Here is a 23,954-nt window from a genome sequence, read left to right as displayed (position 1 = left end):
ACCAATTACTAGAACTATCCAAAATAAAAATCGTTTCTGCCTGACACGCATCCCTTTTGGGGTACATATCAAAATACGCAGAAACGATTATTTTTTAATTATTATCTGTTTTATTTGCTTCAGAATCTGAATCTGGTGTTGATTCAGTTGAATTTTCATCAGTTGAATCTTCGGTTTCATCTTCAGCAATTTTAGTCATTGTCGAAACGATTGATTTATCATCAACCTTGATTAATCTAACACCCAGAGTAGCACGACCAGTTTGCGATACACTTTCGACATCGAAACGAATCATGACACCCTTATTGGTAATTAACATGATATCTTCTTTACCATCAACAACTGTTAATCCGGCAATAGGTCCGTTCTTTTCAGTAACGTTGGCAGTTTTGATACCTTTACCACCACGACCCTTAACTGGATATTCGCTGACTGAAGTTCTCTTACCATAACCATTTTCGGAAATAGTTAGAATTTCTTGATCAGCTTTGGCAATTGATGAACCAATAACGTAATCTTCCTCACGGAGTTTGATACCACGAACACCAGAAGCAGTTCTACCCATTGGACGAACATCACTTTCTTTAAATGTTACGGCATAACCTTTATGAGTACCGATTATAATAACTTTTTCACCGTCAGTTAAGAAGACATTATTAAGTTCGTCTTCATCCTTCAAAGTAATGGCACGCAAACCAGAATGTCTGATATTAGCAAAGTCATTTACCGGTGTACGCTTAACAGTTCCGTACTTAGTTACAAAGAATAAGAATGAATTGTCACGGTCAACATCACGATCGACATTGATGACTGTTTCAATCTTTTCACCCTTCTCAATGTTTAGAAGGTTGATAACAGGGATTCCTTTGGCTGTACGGCCATATTCAGGGACCTCGTACCCTTTGATACGATAAACCTTACCCGCGTTGGTAAAGAACAAGAGGCGGTCATGTGTCGATGTATAAATCATTTGTTCAATGAAATCATCATCATGAATCCCCATTCCTTGAACACCACGGCCACCACGATTTTGAACACGGAATTCATCAGCAGATAAACGTTTGATATAACCATTATGTGTCAAAACAATCAAGATATTCTCTTCTTCAATTAGATCTTCATCTTCGATGTTAGCAACTTCACTAGCACGAATTTCAGTTCTTCTTGGATCACCGAATTTTTCTTGAATTTCTAGCAATTCATCATAAATAATTTTGTCGACACGTTCAGGTTTAGCCAAGATATCTTCAAAGTCAGCAATTTTTACTAATAGATCTTGATATTCAGCTTCAACCTTATCACGTTCCAAACCAGTCAAACGAACCAAACGCATATCAAGGATAGCTTGTGATTGTTTGTCAGATAGTTTATAGCTATCCATCAAAGTTTGTTTAGCAATCGCTGAAGTTTGTGATCCACGGATGATCTTGATAATCTCATCAATATGATCCAAGGCAATTCTCAATCCTTCAAGGATATGTGCCCGAGCCTTAGCACGTTTTAATTCAAATTCAGTTCTTCGTCTGATAACAACTTCTTGATGCTTCAAGTATTCCACTAAGACGCCTTTAAGAGTAAAGACCTTTGGTGTTTTACCAACGATAGCAACCATGTTGATACCATATGAAATTTGTAATTGAGTTAATTTGTAAAGGTTATTTAAGAGAACAGAAGCACTCATATCACGACGAAGATCAATTACGATCCGCATACCTTCACGGTCAGATTCATCGTTCAAATCAGTAATACCTTCAAGCTTCTTTTCACGAGCCAATTCAGCAATTCTTTCAACAAGACGAGCTTTATTGACCATGTATGGAAGTTCCGTCACGATAATCTGTTCGGCTCCACTCTTCTTAGTAACAACATCTACTTTGGCACGAAGAATGATAGTTCCTTTACCAGTTTCATATGCCTTTCTGATACCAGAACGGCCCATGATAATTCCGCCAGTTGGGAAATCAGGTCCAGGAATAACCTTCATCAAATCAGCCACAGTTGCTTCCTTATTTCTCATCAAAATATGGAGTGCATCAATAACTTCTTTTAGATTATGTGATGGAATATTGGTTGTCATACCAACGGCAATACCAGTTGCTCCATTAACCAAAAGGTTAGGGAATCTAGCTGGCAAAACCATTGGTTCTTTTTCTTCACCATCGTAGTTAGGAACAAGGTCAACAGTATCTTTGTTGATATCTCGCAACATTTCAACTGCCATCTTACTCATTCTAGCTTCGGTATAACGCATCGCAGCAGGTGGATCACCATCGATTGAACCAAAGTTACCATGTCCATCAACTAACGGATAACGATAACTGAAGTCCTGCGCCATTCTAACCATTGATTCATAAATAGCCGAATCCCCATGGGGGTGATATTTACCCATGATATCCCCAACAAAACGGGCACTCTTCTTGTATGGCTTGTCAGGTGTAACACCCAACTCATTCATACCATAAAGAATACGGCGATGAACTGGTTTGAGACCATCACGAACATCAGGTAACGCACGTGACACGATAACACTAGCAGCGTAGTCTACGAAGGAATTCTTCATGACTTCTGTCAAATTAACATTTTCTATTCTATGATCTGCCATTAAATTGCCATCCTCCCTAGTAATCTACTTCTGCATAACGTGCATTTGCTTCAATGAATTCACGTCTAGGTTCAACTTTGTCACCCATTAACATCGAGAAAACATCATTTGCTTCAATAGCATCATCGAGATGAACCCGATCCAATCTTCTCTTTTCAGGATCCATTGTTGTTTCCCATAATTGATCTGCATCCATTTCACCAAGACCCTTATAACGTTGAATCTTTGGTTCTGGTTTTGGTGGTAATTGATCAACAAATTCATCTTTTTCCTTATCAGTATCAAAGTACTGCATCATCTTACCTTGGCGAACTTGATACAAAGGTGGCTTAGCAATATATACATAGCCCGCATCAACGATGGGACGCATATATCTGTAAAGCAATGTCAAAAGCAATGTTCGAATATGAGCACCATCGACATCGGCATCGGTCATGATAATAACTTTATGATATCTAGCTTTAGAAATATCAAAGTCCTCACCAAAACCTGTTCCCATAGCTGTAAATAAAGTTCTAATTTCTTCATTAGCTAAAATCTTGTCCATTGAAGCTTTTTCAACGTTCAAAATTTTACCTCTAATAGGCAAAATAGCTTGAGTCAAACGGGAACGACCAGTCTTTGCAGAACCACCGGCTGAATCACCCTCGACGATAAAGATTTCAGAAATTGCAGGATCTTTACTAGCATTATCAGCTAATTTACCTGGTAAATTACTAATTTCCAATCCATTTTGTTTTCTAGTAACTTCACGAGCACGTTTAGCAGCTAATCGTGCCTTAGTTGCTAATGAACCTTTATCAACGATTTTTTTAGCAACGTCAGGATTTTCCATCAAAAATTTATTGAAATGTTCACTAAATAATCGATCAGTTATTGTTCTGGCATCACTGTTACCAAGTTTTGTCTTAGTTTGACCTTCAAATTGTGGATCAGGATGTTTGATAGAAACAACAGCTGTCATTCCTTCACGAACATCTTCACCTGATAATTTTTCAGTATCTTTTAATAGTTTGTTTTTATGAGCATAATCATTAATAACACGTGTCAAAGCCGTCTTGAAACCAACTTCGTGAGTACCACCTTCATAGGTGTGAATGTTATTAGCAAAAGTCATCAAATTAGTATGATATTCGTCAGTATATTGTAGAGAAACTTCAACGGTAATACCGTCTTGGAAACCTTCAAGATAAATTGGTTCTGCAAATAGAACTTCTTTATTCTTATCCAAATACTCAACATAACTCTTAATTCCACCTTCATAGTGGAACACTAATTTTTCAGCTGTTTCAGCTCTTTTATCAGTAAATGTAAGTTTTAAACCTTTATTTAGGAAAGCTAGTTCACGAATTCTAGTAGTTAAAACTTTGTCATCGTAAACCGTCGTTTCAGTAAAGATATCTGGATCTGGAACAAAATGAACTCGAGTTCCATGTTCATATTCACCAGCTTCACCGATCACGTGCATAGCAGTGTTAACCTTGCCACGTTTAAAATCGATGCCATATCTCTTACCACTACGAACAACTTCAACATCTAGTTCGCTACTCAAGGCGTTAACAACTGAAGCACCAACACCATGGAGTCCACCAGATACCTTATATCCGCCACCACCGAATTTACCTCCGGCGTGCAAAATTGTATAAACTGTTTCAAGCGCAGGTTTACCAGTCTTCTTTTGAATATCGACCGGAATACCACGTCCATCATCAGTAACAGTAATGGAGTTATCTGGTTCAACAGTAACTTCGATCTTTGTAGCGAAACCAGCCAAAGCTTCATCAATACCATTATCAATAATTTCCCAAACAAGGTGATGTAAACCTTGTTTACTAGTAGAACCGATATACATACCGGGACGTTTACGAACAGCCTCTAGTCCTTCAAGAACTTGAATTTGACTAGCGTCGTATTCTTCGACTTGCTCTTCTCTTTTATCTAGCTCAGCTTTTCTGTCTTCAGCCATTAAATCTCCTCCTGTTGAACTTTGCCATTATTTATAATTAAGATATTAGGATTTTTAACTAATTCAGGATCTACATCGTCAATTGACGTTGTCGTAATAAAAGTTTGAATACCGCCCTTGATCGATGACAATAAATGGGTCTGTCTTTTATGGTCAAGCTCTGATAGAACATCGTCCAATAGTAAAATAGGATAATCTCCAACCTGATCTTTAATTAATTCAACTTCTGCCAGTTTTAAACTCAAAGCAACCGACCGTTGCTGCCCTTGTGATCCAAAATCTTGAACATTCTTATCATTAACCAAAAATTTAATATCATCACGATGTGGTCCAAAGAGGGTCACACCACGCTGAATTTCTTTTTGAGTATTCTTGGTGAAATTTTCTTTGAAAATATCATAGATGTTTTCAAGTGTTTTTCCTTCGGTCTTGAAAAATGTATTGTAAACAATTTCCAGTTTTTCATTACCTTCTGTAATGTTTTCATGAATACTTTCAATATGGTTTTGCAGTTTTTTTAGAAACTGTAAGCGCGAAAAAACAACTTCCGCACAAAACGCTGAAAACTGATCTGATAGAACATCCAAATAAATCATATCGGTAGCTTGGCGGTGCTGAAGTTTTTTTAAGTATGCATTGCGTTGTTTTAATACTGATCGAAACTGACTCATTGTCTTCAAATATTGAGAAGACATTTGACCAAATTCCATATCAATGAACTTGCGACGAATCCCAGGATTTCCTTTCACGATTGAAAGATCCTCTGGCGAAAAAAGAACAACATTTAAATTACCAATATAACTGGATAATTTACGTTGTTCTAAATTATTCAATTTAGCCTTTTTACCAGATTTACTGATTATCAAATCTAACTTCAAATGACTGGAATTATCTTTGATCACAGTGCCGGAGATTCTTGCAAAATCACTACCCCATCTAATTAGATCCTTGTCATTTGATGTTCGATGACTTCTCGTTAAAGCTAAAAAATACATAGCTTCTAATAAATTAGTCTTGCCTTGAGCATTCTCACCCAAAAAGACGTTAATATTCGGTGAAAAATCGACTTGTAAGGATTCATAGTTGCGGTAATTCTTAAGGTTAAGTTCTTTTACAAACATTTATTCGATTTCAAACGTTTGATCACCAACGGCAACTACATCACCAGAACGAAGTTTCTTACCACGACGATCTTCAGGACTGCCATTAAGTAGCACTGAATTTTCTCGTAAGAACCATTTAGCTTGGCCACCAGTTGCGATGACACCTTCGTCTTTTAGAAGTTGACCTAACGTAATAAATTCAGTTTCAAGCTTAATTTTTTCAGACATATTAACACCCTATTTATTAGATTTATCCATTTAATGACATATCAATATTATAGTTGTTTTCACAATAAAAAACAACTCAGAACGAAATATCAGGCGATTTGAGCGGTTTTCGTGATTATTAGTATCCACCCACTAAAATCACCTTTGAAAAGTCCCTACGCTAAATTAGGGCGTTTAAATAAATATGACAAAAAAAAATAGACCGAACCGAAATTCAGTCTATTTTTGCTATTTCACATTAAAATGTTCGTACTGGAGTAATAAGTTGCACGAAATTATCACGATCTTCAACCGGTCTTAAAGTAAATGGGTGAAGTGGAGATGTAAAACTCATTTCAATAGTAGTGTTACTTCCGAATGATCTTAAAGCATCTTTCAAATAATCAGGGTTGAAAGAAATCTCTAAATCATCACCTTCAAGTTTGTCGAAATCTAGTACTTCTTCAACGGTACCAACTTCAGGTGAATTTCCATAAAGAGTGGCTTTTTTATCAACAGCTTTAATTTCAAGTTTGATAACATTATTTCTACTTTCATGTGAAAGAAGTGAAGCACGTTCAACTGAGGCTAAAAGATTTGAAGAGTCAAAAGTTAATAGCGTGTTGGATTCGTCTGGAATCAAACGATTTGTTTCTGGATATCTACCATCAAGCAGTCTTGAATAAAACATGATGTTGTCAAAACTGAATAATACTTGGTTTTCAGAAATTGACATTGAGATTTCCTTAACAGAGTCGCTGATAGTTCTAACCAATTCAGTCAAACTCTTACCCGGAATAATTAAGTTGTAGTCTTCATCACTTGTAATATTGATCCTTCTTTGTGAAAGACGGTGACTATCAGTGGCAACCGCAGTCAGACCCTCACTTGTGATCAAGAAGTTAACACCGGTTAATACTGGACGACTTTCTTGAGTAGAAACAGCAATAACAGTTTGATTAACAACTTCTTTAAAAACATCTGTGGGTAAAACTAATTGATTGTCAGTTTCAACATCAGGCAGATGTGGATAATTGACGGCATCTAAACCATTAATAGTAAATTCTGAAACGCCTGAAGTAATTAAAGTTTGATTATTGTTCAAAACTTCAAGTTCAAAATTATCACCAGGAAGTTTTTTAATAATTTCATTGAAAAATCTAGCTGGTAAAACAATTGAGCCAACACTTTCGATTTTTAAATCGTTATCTGAATTTTCCTTGGAAATAAAAGATGTAATTGAAATGTCTGAATTACTTCCGGTAATTGTTAGACTATTTTCTGAAAGGTCTAATTTCATTCCTGTCAATATAGGAATAGTAGTCTTTGTTGAAATTGCTCTCTGAACGTTACTTGTTTGATTTATGAATCTTGATCGGTCAATAGAAAATTTCATAGGTAACTCCCTTTTTAATTAATTAATATAAAGATAGAAGTAGTAGTAGGTACTGTTAATTCTGTGGATAACTATTCTAAGTCCTGACACTCTTTGAAAAAATGCTGTTATTAACAGCTGTGGATAACTTTGGGAAAACTCGAAAGTTTTGAACATGTTAATTTCTGAGGTCATCTTTTAGTTCATTGATGGATCGTTTTAAATCACTATTTTTAATAACTAACTCGGATATTTTATCACATGAATGCATTACAGTCGTGTGATCTTTCCCGCCGAATTCCATACCAATTTGTGGAAGTGAACGGTCAGTCATTTCACGAGCCAAGTACATAGCAATCTGTCTTGGGACAACAATCGTTTTTACTCGTTTCTTACCTTTAAGATCCTGAACGGAAACGTGGTAATATTTAGCAACTTTAGTTTGAATCTTAGCAATTGAGAGGCCCTTTTTGTCATTAGATAGTTTAAAGACTTTCAAAGCATCTGCGGCAACTGATTTAGTGATATCAGTATTTTTAGTCGTTGAATAAGCCTGAACCCGAATCAAAGCACCTTCAAGTTCCCGGACATTAGTATCAATTTGGGCGGCAATATAAGATAAAGTATCATTGGGAATTTCCAAATGTTCTGCTTTAGCTTTATTTCGCAAAATGGCAATTCTAGTTTCAAGATCCGGTGCGGTTATATCAGCTGACAAACCACTGGTAAATCTAGAAACTAATCTAGCCTGTAATTTAGGGATTTCGTTTGGTAACCGATCTGACGTCATTACGATCTGCTTACCATTTTCATAAAGTTCATTAAAAGTATGGAAAAATTCTTCCTGGGTTCCCTCTTTTTCGGCAAAGAATTGAATATCATCTATTAATAGTAGATCGACGTTTCGATATTCGTCTCGGAAAGTATCTTGAGTCCTCATTTGAATAGCGTTAATGAAGTCATTAGTAAAAGTTTCACTCGTAACATATTTAACTTTGGCGAGTGGATCTAGCTTGATCATTTGGTGACCAATGGCTTGCATCAAGTGTGTTTTACCAAGACCAACGCCACCATAAATAAAGAGTGGATTGTAGACGCCACCTGGATCTTCAGCGGCGGCCAAAGCTGCTGCGTGGGCCATTTGGTTCCCGCTACCAACAATAAATGATGAAAAAGTGTATTTCGGATTTAAATGAGAATTATGGAAGATATGTTTTGGTTGGCTATTTTCAGTGATTTTGTCAACTTGAGGAGCAATTGTTTGTTCCTCTTTTTTTGTGCTATCTTCATCATTCTCAATGATTGGGTTCAGTTCAATTCCGTTTAGTTCATATGAGTAAATAGCAATTTTTTCTGTGTAATTTCGTTCCCAATAATCTTTGTGAAGTTTTGTTGGGACAGAAATATAAATGTTATTTCCATCAATGTATAAGGGATTTGCACTTTCAACCCAAGTGGAATAGCTGACAGAAGTTAATTGAGATCTGAGTTTATTTGTAAAATAATCCCAAAATTCAGTTAGCTTTGGATCAGTTGAGTTATTTATATTTGGCATTAGTTCCCCCCAATCTGTAGTTGTGGATAATTTTTTCCCTAAAATGACAGTCTATAGTTTATCATTCTATTAAAGAGTTTTCCACAGAACACATGTTTATTTTTGGAGGAAATAACAACTGGTATTTACAAAATACACAGGCTTGTGGATAATAATAGGCATAAAAACTTGTCAACATAGTTATACACAATTAACAAGCTAAAAAACACCTATATAACGGTTGTTACATACAAAAAACAAGAATTCCACCATTCCTGTGGAAAACTAAAACACAGTTAAAAACCATGTTGGAAAAGTTTGTTTATACTCCTGTGGAAAAAATGGGTTATAAAATAACTCCACAAATTATCCACAATAGAAGTTGCGAAAAACTTTCTGGAATAAACTTGCATTAATAGGAAATTAGTTATTTAAAAATTTGGTAGAACATGATACTATAGTTAAGCAATTGTCTGAAGAAGTGTATATTTCAAATATAAAAAATAAGAGTCAGGAGGTTTATTGATGACTACAAAGAGAACATACCAACCTAAGAAACGCCATCGTGAACGCGTCCATGGTTTCATGAAGAGAATGAGTACTAGTAGTGGTCGCAAGGTTCTAGCAAGACGCCGTAGAAAAGGTAGAAAAGTATTATCAGCTTAGTTTTGAAGGATCACTGAACATTTTGGTGGTCTTTTTTTATTACAAAACAAGGGTAGTCTGGTGACATATGAGAAAAAGTTATCGCATAAAAAAAGAAAATGAGTTTCAATATGTTTATTCCAACGGAAATTCGGTTGCAAATCGCAACTTTGTTCTATATAAGATGCCAAAAGAGGGTCAAAAGCATTTTCGAGTAGGACTTTCAGTTGGAAAGAAAGTTTCACATACCGCAGTGGGGCGTAATCGTGTTAAAAGATACGTTCGTCAATCACTCTTGGAATTAAAACCCGAGATACCAGCAGAATTGGATTTCTTGATTATTGCAAGAAAACCAGCTGTTGATTTGGATATGTTTGGAACTAAGAAAAATATTGTACATTTATTGAAATTGGGTAATATTTTAGAGTAGGTTCAAAAAAATATTAATAGACTAATAGGTGTAAAAGTGAATAAAAAAAGCTTAAAGAAGTACATTGGAGTAGCAATGCTACTGAGTGTTGTCTTGGTTTTAGCTGGATGTTCTAACCTAAATGTTCCGATTACTAGTCACAGTACGGGATTCTGGGATCACTATGTAATTTATAGTTTCTCAAGATTCATTCTTTGGATAGCTTCATTAGTTGGCAACAGTTATGGTTGGGCCATCGTAATTTTCACATTGCTTGTGAGAATTATTCTATTACCACTTAACTGGTATCAAATCCGTAGTACGAATAAACAAATGAAGATCCAGCCTCAAATGAAGGAACTTCAGGATAAATATTCGGCTAAAGATACGGATACGCAACAAAAATTGCGGGAAGAAACACAGAAATTATATAGTGAAGCTGGAGTAAACCCAGTAGCTGGATGTTTACCATTGGTAATTCAATTGCCAGTTATGTTTGGTTTGTATCAAGCAATCTATAAGACTACACAATTGCGTGATGGTAGTTTCTTATGGATGCAACTTGGTAAGGCTGATCCATATTACATTATGGCGATTTTAGCCGCTGTATTTACGTTCTTAAGTACATACATGTCAAGTTACTCACAACCAACACAAAATGCGACAACAAAGATTATGACTTGGGTTATGCCAATCTTTATCTTTGTACCAGCATTAACATTCCCATCAGCTATTACCATTTACTGGGTAGTAACTAACGCGTTCCAAGTTCTTCAGACATTGGCTTTCCAAAATCCGTTCAAGTATCGTCGTGAACAAAAAGAGGCTGAGGAAGCAGAACGTGATAAACAACGTCGTCTTAGAAAAGCTAAGAAACGTGTTTATAAAAATCATAAATAATTGACAATTAGTAGAAATCTAGTTAAGATGTTTTAGAAATTAATTGTTTTAATATTTAATATATAGAAAAGTAGTCAAGGTGCTTTTCCGTCGAGAAATTGGCGGATTATGCACTTTTTTTATGCTTAAAATTAGAGAAGGGAGCTTATTATGCCAAGTTCAGTTACTGAATACGACACAATAGCAGCCATTTCAACTCCTCCTGGGGAAGGTGCTATCTCCATTGTTCGTTTGTCAGGAGATCAAGCTGTAGCGGTTGCTAAAAAGATTTTTAAAGGACGTGACTTAGAGAAAGTAGCTAGTCATACAATAAATTATGGACACATCACAGATCCTGCTGATGGTTCATTAGTTGATGAGGTCATGGTTTCCGTAATGCGGGCACCAAAGACGTTTACTCGTGAGGATGTTGTTGAAATAAATACCCACGGGGGTATAGTTGCGACTAACAAAGTTCTCCAATTATTACTAGGCTATGGTGCTAGAATGGCCGAACCAGGGGAATTTACCAAACGTGCCTTTTTAAATGGTCGAATTGATTTAACTCAAGCAGAGTCTGTTATGGATTTGATCCGTGCCAAGACTGATAAAGCTATGCAAGTAGCAGTTAATCAATTGGATGGTAATTTACATCATTTGATTTCAAACTTACGTCAAGAAATTTTGGATTCATTAGCACAAGTAGAAGTAAATATTGATTATCCTGAATATGATACTGATCAGATGACGACGAATTTATTGTTAGAGAAAGCCCGCATGGTCAGTAAAAAAATTGACGGTCTTTTAAAAACTGCTGACAGTGGAGAAATTTTACAACACGGATTGGGCACAGCTATCGTTGGGAAACCTAATGTTGGAAAATCTAGTCTGTTAAATCGTCTTTTGGATGAAGAAAAAGCTATTGTCACTGATGTCGCTGGAACAACTCGTGATGTTGTTGAACAATATGTCAATATCGATGGTGTACCTTTGAAGTTGATCGATACTGCTGGTATTCGTAAAACTGATGATAAAGTTGAAAAAATTGGTGTTGAACGTTCTAAAACAGCTTTACAGGGTGCTGATTTGGTAATTGTTGTCTTGGATTCGAGTCGGGAATTAGTTGACGATGATATCGAATTACTCAATGCAACCAATGATAAGCGAAGAATTATTATTTTTAATAAAAACGATTTGATGCCCGTTATAACGCCTGAAACTGTTGAGCAGATTAAGTCTGACGATGTTATTCTCAAAACTTCAGCGATTAAAAATGATGGGATTGAAACAATTAAACAAACAATTAGTAAGATTTTTAATGCGGGACTCGAAGATAATAGCAATAACGTCATCATAACTAGTGCTCGTCAAGCTGGTTTGCTCCGTAAGGCTAAAAATAGCCTTAATGACGTTATTTCTGGAATTGAAGCAGGAATGCCTATCGACCTCGTACAAATCGATATGACAGCTTGCTGGGACACTCTAGGCGAAATTACTGGAGAAAGTTATCAAGATGAATTGATTACACAATTATTCTCGCAATTCTGCTTAGGAAAATAGGTATAGGTGAAAAAATGGAAATTAAGGAATTTGATTCAGAGACTTATGATGTTATTGTCGTAGGTGCCGGCCATGCGGGGTCAGAGGCTGCCTTAGCTGCTGCTCGTATGGGCCAAAAAACACTATTAGTAACGATCAATTTGGATATGGTAGCCTTTATGCCTTGTAATCCTTCTCTTGGTGGTCCTGCTAAAGGGATCGTAGTTCGTGAAATCGATGCTTTGGGTGGTGAAATGGGTCGCAATATTGATAAGACTTACATTCAAATGAGAATGCTCAATACTGGTAAAGGCCCTGCTGTCCGTGCTCTTCGTGCCCAGGCAGATAAGAGTATGTATCATCGTATGATGAAAGATGTCTTAGAAAACGAACCAAACTTAACTCTTCGTCAAGGAATGGCTGAAAAATTAATCGTCGAAGATGGTGTCTGCAAAGGTATTGAAACCGCAACTGGTGCTAGATACCATGCTAAGTCAGTGGTTCTTACAGCTGGTACATCTTCACGAGGTAAGATTATTATTGGTGAATTGATGTATTCATCAGGTCCCAATAACAGCATTCCTTCAATCAAATTGTCTGAAGATTTGGAAAAGCATGGTTTCAAACTAACTCGTTTCAAAACCGGAACACCACCACGTGTTAATAAGAACACAATTGATTTTGATCAAACAATCGAACAACCAGGTGACAAGGAACCTAATCATTTCTCATTTGAAACACCTGATTCAAGTTATCTCCAACATCAAGTTTCTTGTTGGATGACTTATACCAATGCTGATACCCACAGAATTATTCGAGAGAATCTTGATCGTGCACCAATGTTTTCTGGTGTTATCAAGGGTGTCGGTCCAAGATATTGTCCCTCAATCGAAGATAAAGTCGTGCGTTTTGCTGATAAGCCAAGACATCAGATCTTCCTTGAACCAGAAGGAAGAGATACTCAAGAATATTATGTTGGTGATTTTTCAACGTCAATGCCTGAAGAAATCCAATTAAAGATGCTTCATTCTGTTGAGGGTCTTCAAAATGCTAAATTGATGCGTCCTGGTTATGCGATTGAATATGACGTCATTGAACCATGGCAATTGAAGTCTAACCTTGAAACTAAGGTTGTTAAGAATCTCTTTACAGCTGGTCAAATGAACGGAACTTCTGGCTATGAAGAGGCTGCCGGTCAAGGTATTATGGCTGGAATCAATGCAGCCCTTCGTGCTCAAGATAAGGATCCATTTGTTCTTGGACGTGATGAAGCGTACATTGGTGTTTTGATCGATGATCTTGTTACTAAGGGAACCAACGAACCTTATCGTTTGTTAACTAGTCGAGCTGAGTATCGTTTGATTTTACGTCACGATAATGCTGATTTACGTTTAACAGACAAAGGTTATAAATTAGGCCTAATTAGTCAAGAACGTTATGACGGTTTTAAAGAAAAACGTCAGACTATCAAAATGGAATTGGATCGTCTTTCTCGTAAAATGATCACTCCTAAACAAGCTTTACCATTCATGAAGGCTCATGATTTAAAGCCATTAAAAGATGGTATCTTGGCTGATCATTTATTGAGAAGACCAGAAGTTCATTACTCTGATATTATTGATATGATAGGTGAAGCTGATTTTCCAGTTGATAATCGTGTATCTGAGCAAGTTGAAATTGCGACTAAATACGATGGTTATATTAAGAAAGAAAAGATGCGTATTGAGAAATTGAAGAAGATGGAAGCTAAGAAGATTCCTGATCGTATCGATTACACTAAGATTGAAAGTTTAGCTACTGAAGCAGTTCAGAAGTTAACTAAGATCAATCCTTCGACTATCGCTCAAGCCAGTCGTATCAGTGGTGTTAACCCAGCTGATTTGGGTATTTTGAGTGTTTATATTGAACGAGGTAAGATTGCTAAATTACCTGAAGCTAATTAAGATACTTGAGTTGTTTTGTTTAAAACTATATTTTAAATCTGAGGTGATCTGTCCTAACTGATGCAATATTAAGTCAGGACGGATCACCTTTTTTAGTAGGATGATGATAAGATATCTGTGGGATTAACTTAAAGTTGATAGGAGAGTATTATGGCCAATAAAATAAGAATTTTTACCACCGTTATAACGCTGCTATCTTTTGGAATTATTCTGACAGGGTGTCATAAGGAATCTAAAGCGACACTCACAATTAGAACATCAGATAAGAACACTGAATTAATGTCTAAAGAAATTATCAAACCATATTCTAAGAAGTACAAAGTATCTGTAAATCAACAAACCGACAGCACTTCATCGTTACATCAAAGGATTGACAAAAAAGATTTAAATGCTGATGTAATTGAACTTAATCAATCAGACACCGTTGCAGCAAATGATAAGCAGCTATTTAAAAAAATTGATTTCAAGAAATTAAAGAATTTTAAATATTTATCAAGTGATAATCAAAAACTAGCTAAGAAAACTAATAGCATTCCATATTCAGTAGAAACGACCAATATTGTCTACAATAAGGGGAATAATTTAGAAAATGGTGATTTTACTAGATTATGGGATCAGCAAAATGATGGTAAGATTGCGTTACCTGATACTGAGAATTCATTGTGGCCAGCAATTATTTATATGGGAATTGATTATTCTCGCTTTAGAAGTACCAGTTCATATGTAGGGCATGATTTTGCTGATGAGGGACCGGCTTTGGCGGCTTTGAAAGAATTACAACCAAAGGTAATGATATATGATAATGTGGCTGAATTAAGTAAGCTGTTTAAGGACGGAAGGGTAAATTTGGCTGTGGTTGATTCAGATACCGCTATAACGCTGAAAAAGAACATTTCCTCATTAAATAGCACGACGCTGGGATTAAATGTGTACGCTAATTATCAAATGGCGGCGATCCCTAAAAACTGCCAAAATATTAAAGCAGCTTACCAATACCTTGATTATCGTCTAAGTCAGTCGGTTCAAAGTCGAGCTTCCAAGAAAATGCAGGCACTACCAGTTAATCAGAGTGTTCAAAAGATTGATTCAAATTATGCAACCTATGGTTCAGGTTCAGATTATTTAGTAACGATGGATTATGAATATATCAATGCTCAAAGAAATAAACTTATTAAAGAATGGAATCAAATTTTTAAATAAAATCGNAAGGAGCGTGTCGCTAGCGACACGCTCCTTCCTTAATCCTAACTAATATGTTTAAAAACAATTGTTCCGCCTCCGTTTATCTACCGATAAATAAGTGAGTGGTGCAATAATGAAAACGTTGATATCAATGATATAATCGACCCATCAAGAGAAGGGAGAAATCATGACAATTAGACACAAAAATTATATTCCCGATAATATTGAGGTGATTGGCGCCAATGCTAATAATCTAAAAAATATCGATGTAGAGATACCGTTAAACTCATTTGTAGCGATAACTGGTGTTTCCGGATCAGGAAAATCATCACTGGCAATGGATACGATTTACGCTGAGGGAGCTAGAAAATATCTGAATGCATTATCCACTTATACCAGAAGAAGAATTACTCAGATGGGTCGTTCGGATGTCAAAAATATCAAGAATCTACCTTCGACAATAGCGCTTCGTCAACGACCAACTGTTCCTAGTGTGCGTTCGACAGTAGGAACTATGACCGAAAGTTTGAATATCCTACGTTTGATGTATTCACGTTTGGCTTCAGTTGTTTGTCTCAACGGACATCGTCTGGATTCAACCTTAAAAATATCAGAAGTAATGGATTTGCCTTCTTCTGATGAAACGATGGGGGAAATGACTTGTCCAATTTGTGGGGTTAAGTTCATGGCTTTCAGTGCTGAGGATTTTGCTTTTAATTCTGAGGGAGCATGTCCGACTTGTCAGGGAACAGGATTTTTGAAAGAAATTGAATTGGATAAGATTATTCCTGATAAAAATTTAAGTATTGATGAAGGTGCCATTCGTTCGTGGAATTTGCCTGGTCGAACTTTGCAAAAAGATATTATCAAGGAACTAGGTGTCAGGACTGATGTTCCATTTAAAGACCTGACCGCTGAAGAAAAAGAAATTGTCACTAACGGACCAGAACAAAAGAAAGAAATTCTCGTTCCAACCAAAACAGGCCGTTCATTTAGATTGAATGCTTTATACGAAAATGCCGTTACGGCAGTTAAAAATAGTTTAAAGAGTACTAAGAATGAAAATACTTTAACTCGCTTGGAAAGATTCTATTCTGAACAAGTTTGTCCCGCTTGCCATGGTAGTCGCTTCAATCCCAAATTATTTAGCAATGAATTAGTGGGAAAGAATATCGCTGAGGTATCCCAATTTACTATTTCAGAGCTTCAAGACTTTTGTAAAAAAATTATGGCTTGGTTGCCAGCAGATATGCAAGCTTTAGGTAAAAATTTAACTAATGAATTATTGGATCTTTTAGCTCCAATTGTTGATTTAGGATTAAATTATTTATCAATTTCTCGAGCCGGAAATACACTATCAACTGGTGAATTACAACGAATTCAATTAGCTAGAACGATTCGTAATCAGATGACAGGAGTTCTGTATGTCTTGGATGAACCTAGTGTGGGATTACATGCAGCCAATGTAGCTGGTCTAATCAAAATTTTGCGTGAGTTAGTCAAACTTGGTAATTCTTTGGTCGTAGTTGATCACGATACTAGTATCATTGCAGCCGCTGATTACGTTATTGAAATTGGGCCAGATTCTGGTAAAGATGGCGGACGTGTTATCAGTCATGGAACGGTCCCAGAAATCGAACAGGATCATGAATCAGTGATCCAGCCTTACTTAACTGGTGAAACAGATATCATTAAACATCAGCAGACCCAACCCTTCAGAAAGGGCACGATAAGCATTGATATTGGCGACCGTTATAACATTCATGATATGACGGCTAAGTTCAGTAAAGAGTCATTAAATGTCGTTTCAGGGATGTCAGGTTCCGGAAAAACCACTTTGATTTTTGAAAGTTTATTACCAGCTTTAACTGACAAAATTGCTGGTGAGAAATTACCTAAGTTTGTCAAATCCGTTGATAATGCGGATATTAAAAATATCGTTAAAGTCAATTCGGTGCCGATAGGAAAAAATGTTCGTTCAACGGTTGGTACCTATACCAAAATTTTGGATCATTTACGTAAATTGTTCGCAGAGTTACCAGCAGCGAAGGCCAAGAAATTTACGCCTACTTACTTTTCATACAATAATAAACAAGGCGCTTGTCCAAATTGCGGTGGAACTGGCGTTATCACGTTGGATATACAATATCTGCCTGATATGGTTCAAGTCTGCCCGGTTTGTCATGGTAACCGTTATAAGAAGGAAATCCTTGATATTACTTGGCATGAAAAGAATCTAGCTGAAATCTTAGATATGTCAGTCAAGGAAGCTGCTGAATTTTTCGCGGACGTTCCCCAAATCAAAAATATCTTAGACGTTTTAATTAATATCGGTTTGAGTTATCTAAAACTAGGTGAGAGTACGCCGACATTATCTGGTGGTGAAGCTCAAAGAATGAAACTGGTAACTTATATGAAACGTAGTCAAAAGAACCAGCTCTTCATTTTTGATGAACCCAGCGTGGGATTACACCCGAAGGATGTTGGAGTGTTGCTAGAGGTCTTCAATAAACTACTGAAGAAGCATGCAACAATTATTGTGATTGAACATGATTTGGATATTATTGCCAATGCGGATTATATTAATGACCTTGGACCCGAAGGTGGGATCAATGGTGGTAGAATAATTGCAACAGGTAATCCGAAAGCGATTGCAAATAACGTCGATAGTTTGACCGGAAAATACCTTAAAGAGCATTTACAATTGTTCAATCAATATTAACCTGAGGTGATAATATGGAAAAAATTGGTGTAATTGGATTAGGAAATATTGCACAAAAAGCTTATTTGCCAGTTATGGCAACTTTACAAGATAAGTATGAATGGCACCTAACAACTAGAAATGAAGCTAAAGGTGAGATGTTAGAAAAGAAGTATGGTTTTAAACACTTTCATCAAACCTTAGATGAATTGATAGCCGAGAAACCATTAGCAGTTTTTGTACATACACCAACGCCAACTCATTTTGAAATTATTAAACAACTTTTAAACGCGGGGATTAATGTTTATGTCGATAAACCAATTTCAGAGGAATTATCTGAAGTTGAAGCGTTATATAAATTAGCAGCTGAAAAGAACTTGATGCTCACTTGCGGCTTTAATCGTCGTTTTGCACCGTTTAATCAGGAATTAAAACAGATACCTGATAAACGAACAATCGTAGCGGAGAAGATTCGTGAGGATGCTGTGCAACCAACTAAATTTGCTATCTTTGATTTGATGATCCATTCCGTTGATACTGCTGTGTATTTGATGGATGAAAATATTAAAAAAGTAGATGATTTTTTAGTAACGAATGATGGTAATTTGGAACAAGGCTATATTACTTTGACCGGTTCTAAAAGTCGGGCACAGATCATAACTAATATGATCGGTGGTAGTAATTTGGAGTTAGCAATAGTTCAAAGTAGTCAAACTAGAAAAGTAGTAACGAACTTGAGTGCAATGCAGACTTATCAAACTGGAACTATTACTCAAAATAGTCGACCTGATTGGGAAAACACTTTGATAACTCGAGGCTTTGAGCCAATCATTAAAGCCTTTCTTCAAGCTGTATCGGAAGGTTCAGAAAATCCAGTTAGTCCTGATTCAGCGATTTTAAGCCATAAATTATGTGTAGATCTTGTAAATACTTTATAAAAATATACAATATCTTGGGGCAAACATATATCCTGATACAAGATGTTCCATGTGAAACAAACATCAGAAAAAAGGCTGAAACTACAATGGTTTCAACCTTTTTTCTTGTAAATGGAAATGCTAGTTTGATTTATATATTAAGGTGTTTATAATATTCAGTTATTGCTATCAAGATGAATGAGGATAAAAGAATGAATAAAAAAATCTTATTAGTCGGTACAAAATAATTTCATTAGTACAGGACTATTTTCTCTGTATTAATTCATGAGGAAAATCAAAAATGAGTTTAGGGGAGAAACATGAAACAAACAAATATTAGAAATTTTTCCATCATCGCTCACATTGATCACGGTAAATCTACTTTGGCTGATCGTATCATGGAACAGACAGATACAATCGATAAAAGGGATGAACAAGACCAATTATTAGATGATATGAGTGTTGAAAAACAACATGGTGTTACCGTTAAATCAAGAACTGTGCGAAACATCTATCACGCTGACAATGGTCAAGATTATGAATTTAACTTTATTGATACTCCAGGACATGTCGACTTTAGTTATGAAGTTTCAAAAAGTTTAGCGGCGACCGATGGAGTTTTACTATTAGTGGATGCAACCCAAGGTGTTCAAGCTCAAACGGTGGCTAACTTCCGCTTGGCACAAGAAAACGAATTACAGGTTTTGCCAATTATCAATAAAATTGACAGTCCAAATGCTCAAGTTGAACAAACTGAAGAACAGATTCGTCAATTGGCTCCTGAATTAAAAGAGGCTGATATTTTATATATCTCAGCCAAAACAGGACTAGGTGTCCATGAAGTTTTGGAGGCTATTACTAAAGAGTTACCAGCCCCTCAAGGTGATGAAAAGTTACCATTGAAGGCGTTGATCTTTGATTCTTTATATGACAGTTTTAAGGGCGTTATTGCCTATATTCGGGTAATGGATGGAAAAATCAATACAACTAAAAAGTTGAAGCTGATGGCCGAGTCAGAAGCAATGACTACTGCTGAGATTGGGATTTTAACTCCTAATCAATTGCCAGTGAAGGAAATGAAAGCTGGGGATGTTGGTTACGTTGTAACGGGAATTAAAGATCCTGAAAAAGTCCGAATCGGTGATACGATCACTGATTTTGATAATCCAACATCTCAAGCATTACCTGGCTATAAACCGGCTAAATCAATGGTTTTCGCAGGTATTTATCCAGTTGGTGAGTATAAAGAATTAAAGGATGCTATCTACAAACTAAAATTGAATGATTCATCACTTCAAATTACGCCAGAAGTTTCTGATGCTTTAGGCGCTGGTTTTCGTGGAGGTTTCTTAGGAATTTTCCATCTGCAAATCATTAAGGAACGGCTACATGATGAATTTGGAGTTGATGTTTTAACGACTGCTCCGAATGTACCTTATCGAATTCATCTGAAAAAAGATGATCAAGTGATCGAGGTCAATAATCCGGTTCAGGTTCCTGAATTTAAAGAAATCGATTATATTGAAGAACCAATGTTTGAAGTTAAAATTGATACTCCCAATGATTCTATTAGTGACGTGATGAAAATTGCTGACCGTTTTAAGGGTGAATTTATCAATATGGATAATGGAAGTGACTTTGTCAAACTGACTTATAAAATGCCATTATCAGAAATTGCCTATAATTTCTTTAACCAATTGAAATCAGTTTCGCATGGTTATGCCAGTATGACGAGTGAATTTATTGACTATGAAATGGCTGATGTAGTTAAAGCGGAAATTTTGATCAACTACACTCACGTTGATGCTTTGACCTTTGTAGCTCATCGTCAAGATGTTCAAGCATTATCACAAAAATTAGTTGAAAAGCTGAAGTATACAATTCCTCGTAGATTAAATCCGATGCCAGCCCAAATTATGGTTGAGGGTAAGGTTGTTGCGAGAGTTGATATACCACCATTGCGCAAGAATGCTGCCGTAAATGGTAAAAAATACAGTGCTTCCAAGAAACAGGCGTTATTACGTAGTCAAAAGAATAACAAGAAAAATGCGGCTCGTAATGAGATTCAATTGCCACAGAAGGTCTTCAACTCGATCTTGGAATTAGATGATTAAATAGGATTGACTTGTGGTGGGTGACGTGCGATACTATCTAACGGTGCCAAACCGAGGTAAGGGCAAGAGGTCGGCGCGCAAGCGTTTGGAAGATCACACTACTCCTTACCACCTAGAGTTCTGCAGACATGCAGGACTCTTTTTTTGTACAAAGAATAAATATTAAAACAAACAAGCGGTAGTAATCTGAAAAAAGATTACTACCGCTTGTTTGTTTTAAGTGGAAAAGGCTATGTTATATCTCAGAATTTACTGCCAATACTTAATGTCTTAAATGTTTATCAATCTTACCAGCTTTTTCAGATCTGGCACACATGATTTTCATATATAATTCTTCCCTTCAAATCTGTTTGTGTATCAGAACAAGGCTTGGTATATTGGCTCGACCTAACTCTAGGTCAAGCAGTTTTTAAAATTAATTTTTAGCATGTTATAATTTCCTTAATTTGAAAGAGAGGGTGGTAACAATCAAAGATATAATTTTAATTGTTTATGGTCTATTTTTAAGTGCAGTGATTGGCTTGATAGCAGCTGCTTTTTTAATTACCGAAGGATTTTTTTCAGATATAGTCTGGGTCAGCAATAATCAAATACTTCAGATTATTCTAATTATTATCGGTAGTGGCATATTATATTATCTGCTAAAGCGATGGCCCAGTTTACCCAAGACAGCGCATGATTCAATAACTGAATTAAAGCAGAATCAAACTATCAATTATCAGGATGTATTTTTAAATTTACTGATTACCTTAGTTATCTTAACTTTCGGAGCGGGAGTTGGTCCTGAAGCTGCATTATTGAGTGCGATTATTTCTTTGTCGATCTGGCAGGCTGATAATTTACGTTATTTGTATTTCCAATATGATGTATTAAAACAGTTACCTTTTCATAAAGCACTCGGTCGTTTGCTGAACCCCTTCCGTTATCGTCAGAAATATGATGATAGTATTGCACCAAAAATGCCTCAGATATTACGTAAGAAGATTCTCTATGCGGTTTTTACAATTAATGGGATTTGGGCCTTTGCTTTATTGCTTAGACAAACAGATCAGCCCTCATTTATTTTAAAATTGGGTCAATCACATTGGCAATTAACACAATTATGGTTGCTACCAGTATTGATGATTGCCGGATATATTTTTGCTATCCTTTGTAAGGTTTGTTATAACTTTTTTTACAGAATATTTCATCGTTGGCAACTCTCTTTATTACAAAAAGTTATATTAGGTGCCGTAGGAATAATATTAGTAAGCTATCTTGCACCAGATTTACTTTTCTCCGGGCAACATAGTTTGCACCTATTGATTGGCAGTTGGTCTCATAAATCAGCTGGATTTTTAACCGTTATGGCGCTGTTAAAATTAGTCTTTTTAGCTTGGTGCTTGAATTTAAATTGGCGTGGAGGGGATATTTTTCCAATTACCTTTGCTGCAATGACAGAAGGTTTTGCTGCTGCTAGTCTGCTGCCAAATTATGATGCCTTGTTTGTAACGGCTATTATTGCGACAACCATCATGAGTGAATTAGCTTCACCAATTGTGGCTGGGATATTTCTTTTATTCTTTTTCCCAATAATATTAAGTCCGGTTATCATAGTTATAGCAGTTTTGATGTTCTTGAAGAACAAATATTTACCAAAATTAAATGTAAAATTAGATTAATTTGAACAGTGGGGACTTTAATGATTAAACCAAATAAATTGGAACAGGGTGATCAGGTTGCCGTAGTAAGTTTATCAGCGGGAACTCTTGGTGAACCATTTGCGAGACATGAATTAAAGCTCGGGTTACAAAGACTTCGTGAATTGGGACTTGAACCGATTTGTATGCCTAATAGTCTTAAAGGAATTGATTATTTGAGTAAACACCCTGAAGCCAGAGCTCAAGATCTTAAACAAGCTTTCTTAGATGATAAAATTAAAGGAATTTTTTGTGCAATTGGTGGCGAAGATACTTATCGTTTGGTTCCATATCTTTTAAATGATACAGAGTTTATTAATGCAGTGCGGAATAATCCGAAATTATTCACCGGATTTTCAGATACGACGGTTGACCATTTAATGTTATATCGCCTTGGGTTAACGACATATTATGGACCCAACGTTTTAAATGATTTAGCTGAATTTGCTCCAGAATTACTGCCTTATACTAAACAAACCTTGTTGCATTACTTTATTAATCCTGAAACTACTAAGGTTACAAGTAGTCCCGTTTGGTATGAAGAACGAACAGATTTTTCTGTCAAGGCAGTGGGAACACCTAGAGTTAGCCACAAAGAAACTCATGGCTATCAGGTCTTGCGGGGCTCTGGGGTCGTTATGGGCCAATTACTTGGTGGTTGTATTGATAGTTTGAATAGTCTAATAATAGATCGACGGTTGATTGATGAACCGATTATCAACCAGAGGTACCAGCTTTTACCAACTGCTCAAGAGTTTCAAGGGAAAATTTTATTTTTAGAAACTAGTGAGGAACGACCAACCCCTGACGTTTATCGAGAAATGTTAGAGAATCTCAAGGCTCAGGGAATACTACCAGCTGTTTCAGCAATAATTACTGGTAAACCACAAAATGAAATTTATTATGACGAGTATTGTCAGGTTTTAAAAGAAGTAACCAGTGATTTGAAAGTGCCATTAATGACGAATTTAAATATTGGACATTCATATCCAAGAACCGCTTTGCCCTATGGATTGAAAGCAAAGTTGGATTTAGATGCGGCCACATTGGAAATAATGGAACCATTTTTTGCCAAATAAGTAAATGTAAGTAAAAAAAGTCTGAAAATCATTACGATTTTCAGACTTTTTCATGTGCGCCCGGCATGGGCGCTAACTTG

At 36.2% G+C, this 23,954-nt stretch carries 17 protein-coding genes; 11 read left to right on the top strand and 6 right to left on the bottom strand.

What is annotated here, in order from left to right:
- Positions 1 to 94: 94 nt before the first annotated feature.
- The 6 genes from gyrA to dnaA form a co-directional block, all read right to left on the bottom strand.
- A complete protein-coding gene (gene gyrA / locus IV57_RS09140) occupies positions 95 to 2,602 on the bottom strand; it encodes a DNA gyrase subunit A (RefSeq protein WP_057881222.1) in 2,508 nt (835 codons plus the stop codon).
- Between the two features lie 16 nt (positions 2,603 to 2,618).
- The gene (gene gyrB / locus IV57_RS09135) at positions 2,619 to 4,568 is read right to left on the bottom strand and encodes a DNA topoisomerase (ATP-hydrolyzing) subunit B (protein WP_057881221.1); all 1,950 of its coding nucleotides are present in this window, start codon (positions 4,566 to 4,568) and stop codon (positions 2,619 to 2,621) included.
- Complete coding sequence (recF, locus tag IV57_RS09130) at positions 4,568 to 5,689, bottom strand: DNA replication/repair protein RecF (RefSeq protein WP_057881220.1); 1,122 nt, start codon at positions 5,687 to 5,689, stop codon at positions 4,568 to 4,570. Before recF ends, gyrB begins: the two co-directional genes overlap by 1 nt.
- Positions 5,690 to 5,899, bottom strand: a complete 210-nt coding sequence (yaaA, locus tag IV57_RS09125; RefSeq protein WP_057881219.1) for a S4 domain-containing protein YaaA — start codon at positions 5,897 to 5,899, stop codon at positions 5,690 to 5,692.
- 238 nt (positions 5,900 to 6,137) lie between these two features.
- Positions 6,138 to 7,274: a DNA polymerase III subunit beta gene (gene dnaN, locus IV57_RS09120; protein ID WP_057881218.1), complete on the bottom strand. Its 1,137-nt coding sequence runs from the start codon at positions 7,272 to 7,274 to the stop codon at positions 6,138 to 6,140.
- 157 nt (positions 7,275 to 7,431) lie between these two features.
- Positions 7,432 to 8,808 carry a chromosomal replication initiator protein DnaA gene (dnaA, locus tag IV57_RS09115; RefSeq protein WP_057881217.1) on the bottom strand — a complete coding sequence of 459 codons (1,377 nt, stop codon included), beginning with the start codon at positions 8,806 to 8,808 and terminating at the stop codon, positions 7,432 to 7,434.
- Between the two features lie 504 nt (positions 8,809 to 9,312).
- Here dnaA and rpmH point away from each other — a divergent pair.
- The 11 genes from rpmH to IV57_RS09060 all read left to right on the top strand — a co-directional run bounded on the left by rpmH (position 9,313) and on the right by IV57_RS09060 (position 23,874).
- A complete protein-coding gene (rpmH, locus tag IV57_RS09110; RefSeq protein WP_057881216.1) occupies positions 9,313 to 9,453 on the top strand; it encodes a 50S ribosomal protein L34 in 141 nt (46 codons plus the stop codon).
- A 67-nt stretch (positions 9,454 to 9,520) separates the two neighbouring features.
- On the top strand, positions 9,521 to 9,862 hold the full coding sequence (gene rnpA / locus IV57_RS09105; RefSeq protein ID WP_057881215.1) for a ribonuclease P protein component: 342 nt from the start codon (positions 9,521 to 9,523) through the stop codon (positions 9,860 to 9,862).
- A 36-nt stretch (positions 9,863 to 9,898) separates the two neighbouring features.
- Positions 9,899 to 10,741: a membrane protein insertase YidC gene (yidC, locus tag IV57_RS09100; RefSeq protein ID WP_236704353.1), complete on the top strand. Its 843-nt coding sequence runs from the start codon at positions 9,899 to 9,901 to the stop codon at positions 10,739 to 10,741.
- 150 nt (positions 10,742 to 10,891) lie between these two features.
- Positions 10,892 to 12,280, top strand: a complete 1,389-nt coding sequence (mnmE, locus tag IV57_RS09095; protein ID WP_057881213.1) for a tRNA uridine-5-carboxymethylaminomethyl(34) synthesis GTPase MnmE — start codon at positions 10,892 to 10,894, stop codon at positions 12,278 to 12,280.
- A 14-nt stretch (positions 12,281 to 12,294) separates the two neighbouring features.
- Positions 12,295 to 14,202: a tRNA uridine-5-carboxymethylaminomethyl(34) synthesis enzyme MnmG gene (gene mnmG / locus IV57_RS09090; RefSeq protein ID WP_057881212.1), complete on the top strand. Its 1,908-nt coding sequence runs from the start codon at positions 12,295 to 12,297 to the stop codon at positions 14,200 to 14,202.
- Positions 14,203 to 14,352: 150 nt separating this feature from the next.
- Complete coding sequence (locus IV57_RS09085; protein ID WP_057881211.1) at positions 14,353 to 15,402, top strand: ABC transporter substrate-binding protein; 1,050 nt, start codon at positions 14,353 to 14,355, stop codon at positions 15,400 to 15,402.
- A 169-nt stretch (positions 15,403 to 15,571) separates the two neighbouring features.
- Entirely contained in the window at positions 15,572 to 18,106 is a 2,535-nt protein-coding gene (locus tag IV57_RS09080) for an excinuclease ABC subunit UvrA (RefSeq protein ID WP_057881210.1), read from the top strand.
- Positions 18,107 to 18,120: 14 nt separating this feature from the next.
- Positions 18,121 to 19,023 carry a Gfo/Idh/MocA family protein gene (locus IV57_RS09075; RefSeq protein WP_057881209.1) on the top strand — a complete coding sequence of 301 codons (903 nt, stop codon included), beginning with the start codon at positions 18,121 to 18,123 and terminating at the stop codon, positions 19,021 to 19,023.
- Between the two features lie 299 nt (positions 19,024 to 19,322).
- A complete protein-coding gene (lepA, locus tag IV57_RS09070; RefSeq protein ID WP_057881208.1) occupies positions 19,323 to 21,116 on the top strand; it encodes a translation elongation factor 4 in 1,794 nt (597 codons plus the stop codon).
- Positions 21,117 to 21,574: 458 nt separating this feature from the next.
- Positions 21,575 to 22,777, top strand: coding sequence for a chloride channel protein (locus IV57_RS09065; RefSeq protein WP_057881207.1), 1,203 nt, complete (start codon positions 21,575 to 21,577; stop codon positions 22,775 to 22,777).
- A gap of 20 nt (positions 22,778 to 22,797) precedes the next feature.
- Positions 22,798 to 23,874 (top strand): S66 family peptidase, encoded by a 1,077-nt coding sequence (locus tag IV57_RS09060; RefSeq protein WP_057881206.1) that lies wholly within the window; start codon positions 22,798 to 22,800, stop codon positions 23,872 to 23,874.
- Positions 23,875 to 23,954: the final 80 nt, after the last annotated feature.

It is taken from the genome of Companilactobacillus kimchiensis (genome assembly GCF_001438805.1).
Lineage (GTDB): Bacteria > Bacillota > Bacilli > Lactobacillales > Lactobacillaceae > Companilactobacillus > Companilactobacillus kimchiensis.
Note: the sequence above shows the minus strand (reverse complement) of the source record. Positions and strands in the feature narration are given on the sequence as shown.

Bases quoted from the DNA above. Each gene is read 5' to 3' on its own strand.
- rnpA (WP_057881215.1), top strand. From the start codon at position 9,521: ATGAGAAAAAGTTATCGCATAAAAAAAGAAAATGAGTTTCAATATGTT.
- IV57_RS09080 (WP_057881210.1), top strand. From the start codon at position 15,572: ATGACAATTAGACACAAAAATTATATTCCCGATAATATTGAGGTGATT.
- IV57_RS09085 (WP_057881211.1), top strand. From the start codon at position 14,353: ATGGCCAATAAAATAAGAATTTTTACCACCGTTATAACGCTGCTATCT.
- IV57_RS09060 (WP_057881206.1), top strand. From the start codon at position 22,798: ATGATTAAACCAAATAAATTGGAACAGGGTGATCAGGTTGCCGTAGTA.
- mnmG (WP_057881212.1), top strand. From the start codon at position 12,295: ATGGAAATTAAGGAATTTGATTCAGAGACTTATGATGTTATTGTCGTA.
- mnmE (WP_057881213.1), top strand. From the start codon at position 10,892: ATGCCAAGTTCAGTTACTGAATACGACACAATAGCAGCCATTTCAACT.
- IV57_RS09075 (WP_057881209.1), top strand. From the start codon at position 18,121: ATGGAAAAAATTGGTGTAATTGGATTAGGAAATATTGCACAAAAAGCT.
- yaaA (WP_057881219.1), bottom strand. From the start codon at position 5,899: ATGTCTGAAAAAATTAAGCTTGAAACTGAATTTATTACGTTAGGTCAA.
- lepA (WP_057881208.1), top strand. From the start codon at position 19,323: ATGAAACAAACAAATATTAGAAATTTTTCCATCATCGCTCACATTGAT.
- dnaA (WP_057881217.1), bottom strand. From the start codon at position 8,808: ATGCCAAATATAAATAACTCAACTGATCCAAAGCTAACTGAATTTTGG.
- gyrB (WP_057881221.1), bottom strand. From the start codon at position 4,568: ATGGCTGAAGACAGAAAAGCTGAGCTAGATAAAAGAGAAGAGCAAGTC.
- dnaN (WP_057881218.1), bottom strand. From the start codon at position 7,274: ATGAAATTTTCTATTGACCGATCAAGATTCATAAATCAAACAAGTAAC.
- recF (WP_057881220.1), bottom strand. From the start codon at position 5,689: ATGTTTGTAAAAGAACTTAACCTTAAGAATTACCGCAACTATGAATCC.
- rpmH (WP_057881216.1), top strand. From the start codon at position 9,313: ATGACTACAAAGAGAACATACCAACCTAAGAAACGCCATCGTGAACGC.
- gyrA (WP_057881222.1), bottom strand. From the start codon at position 2,602: ATGGCAGATCATAGAATAGAAAATGTTAATTTGACAGAAGTCATGAAG.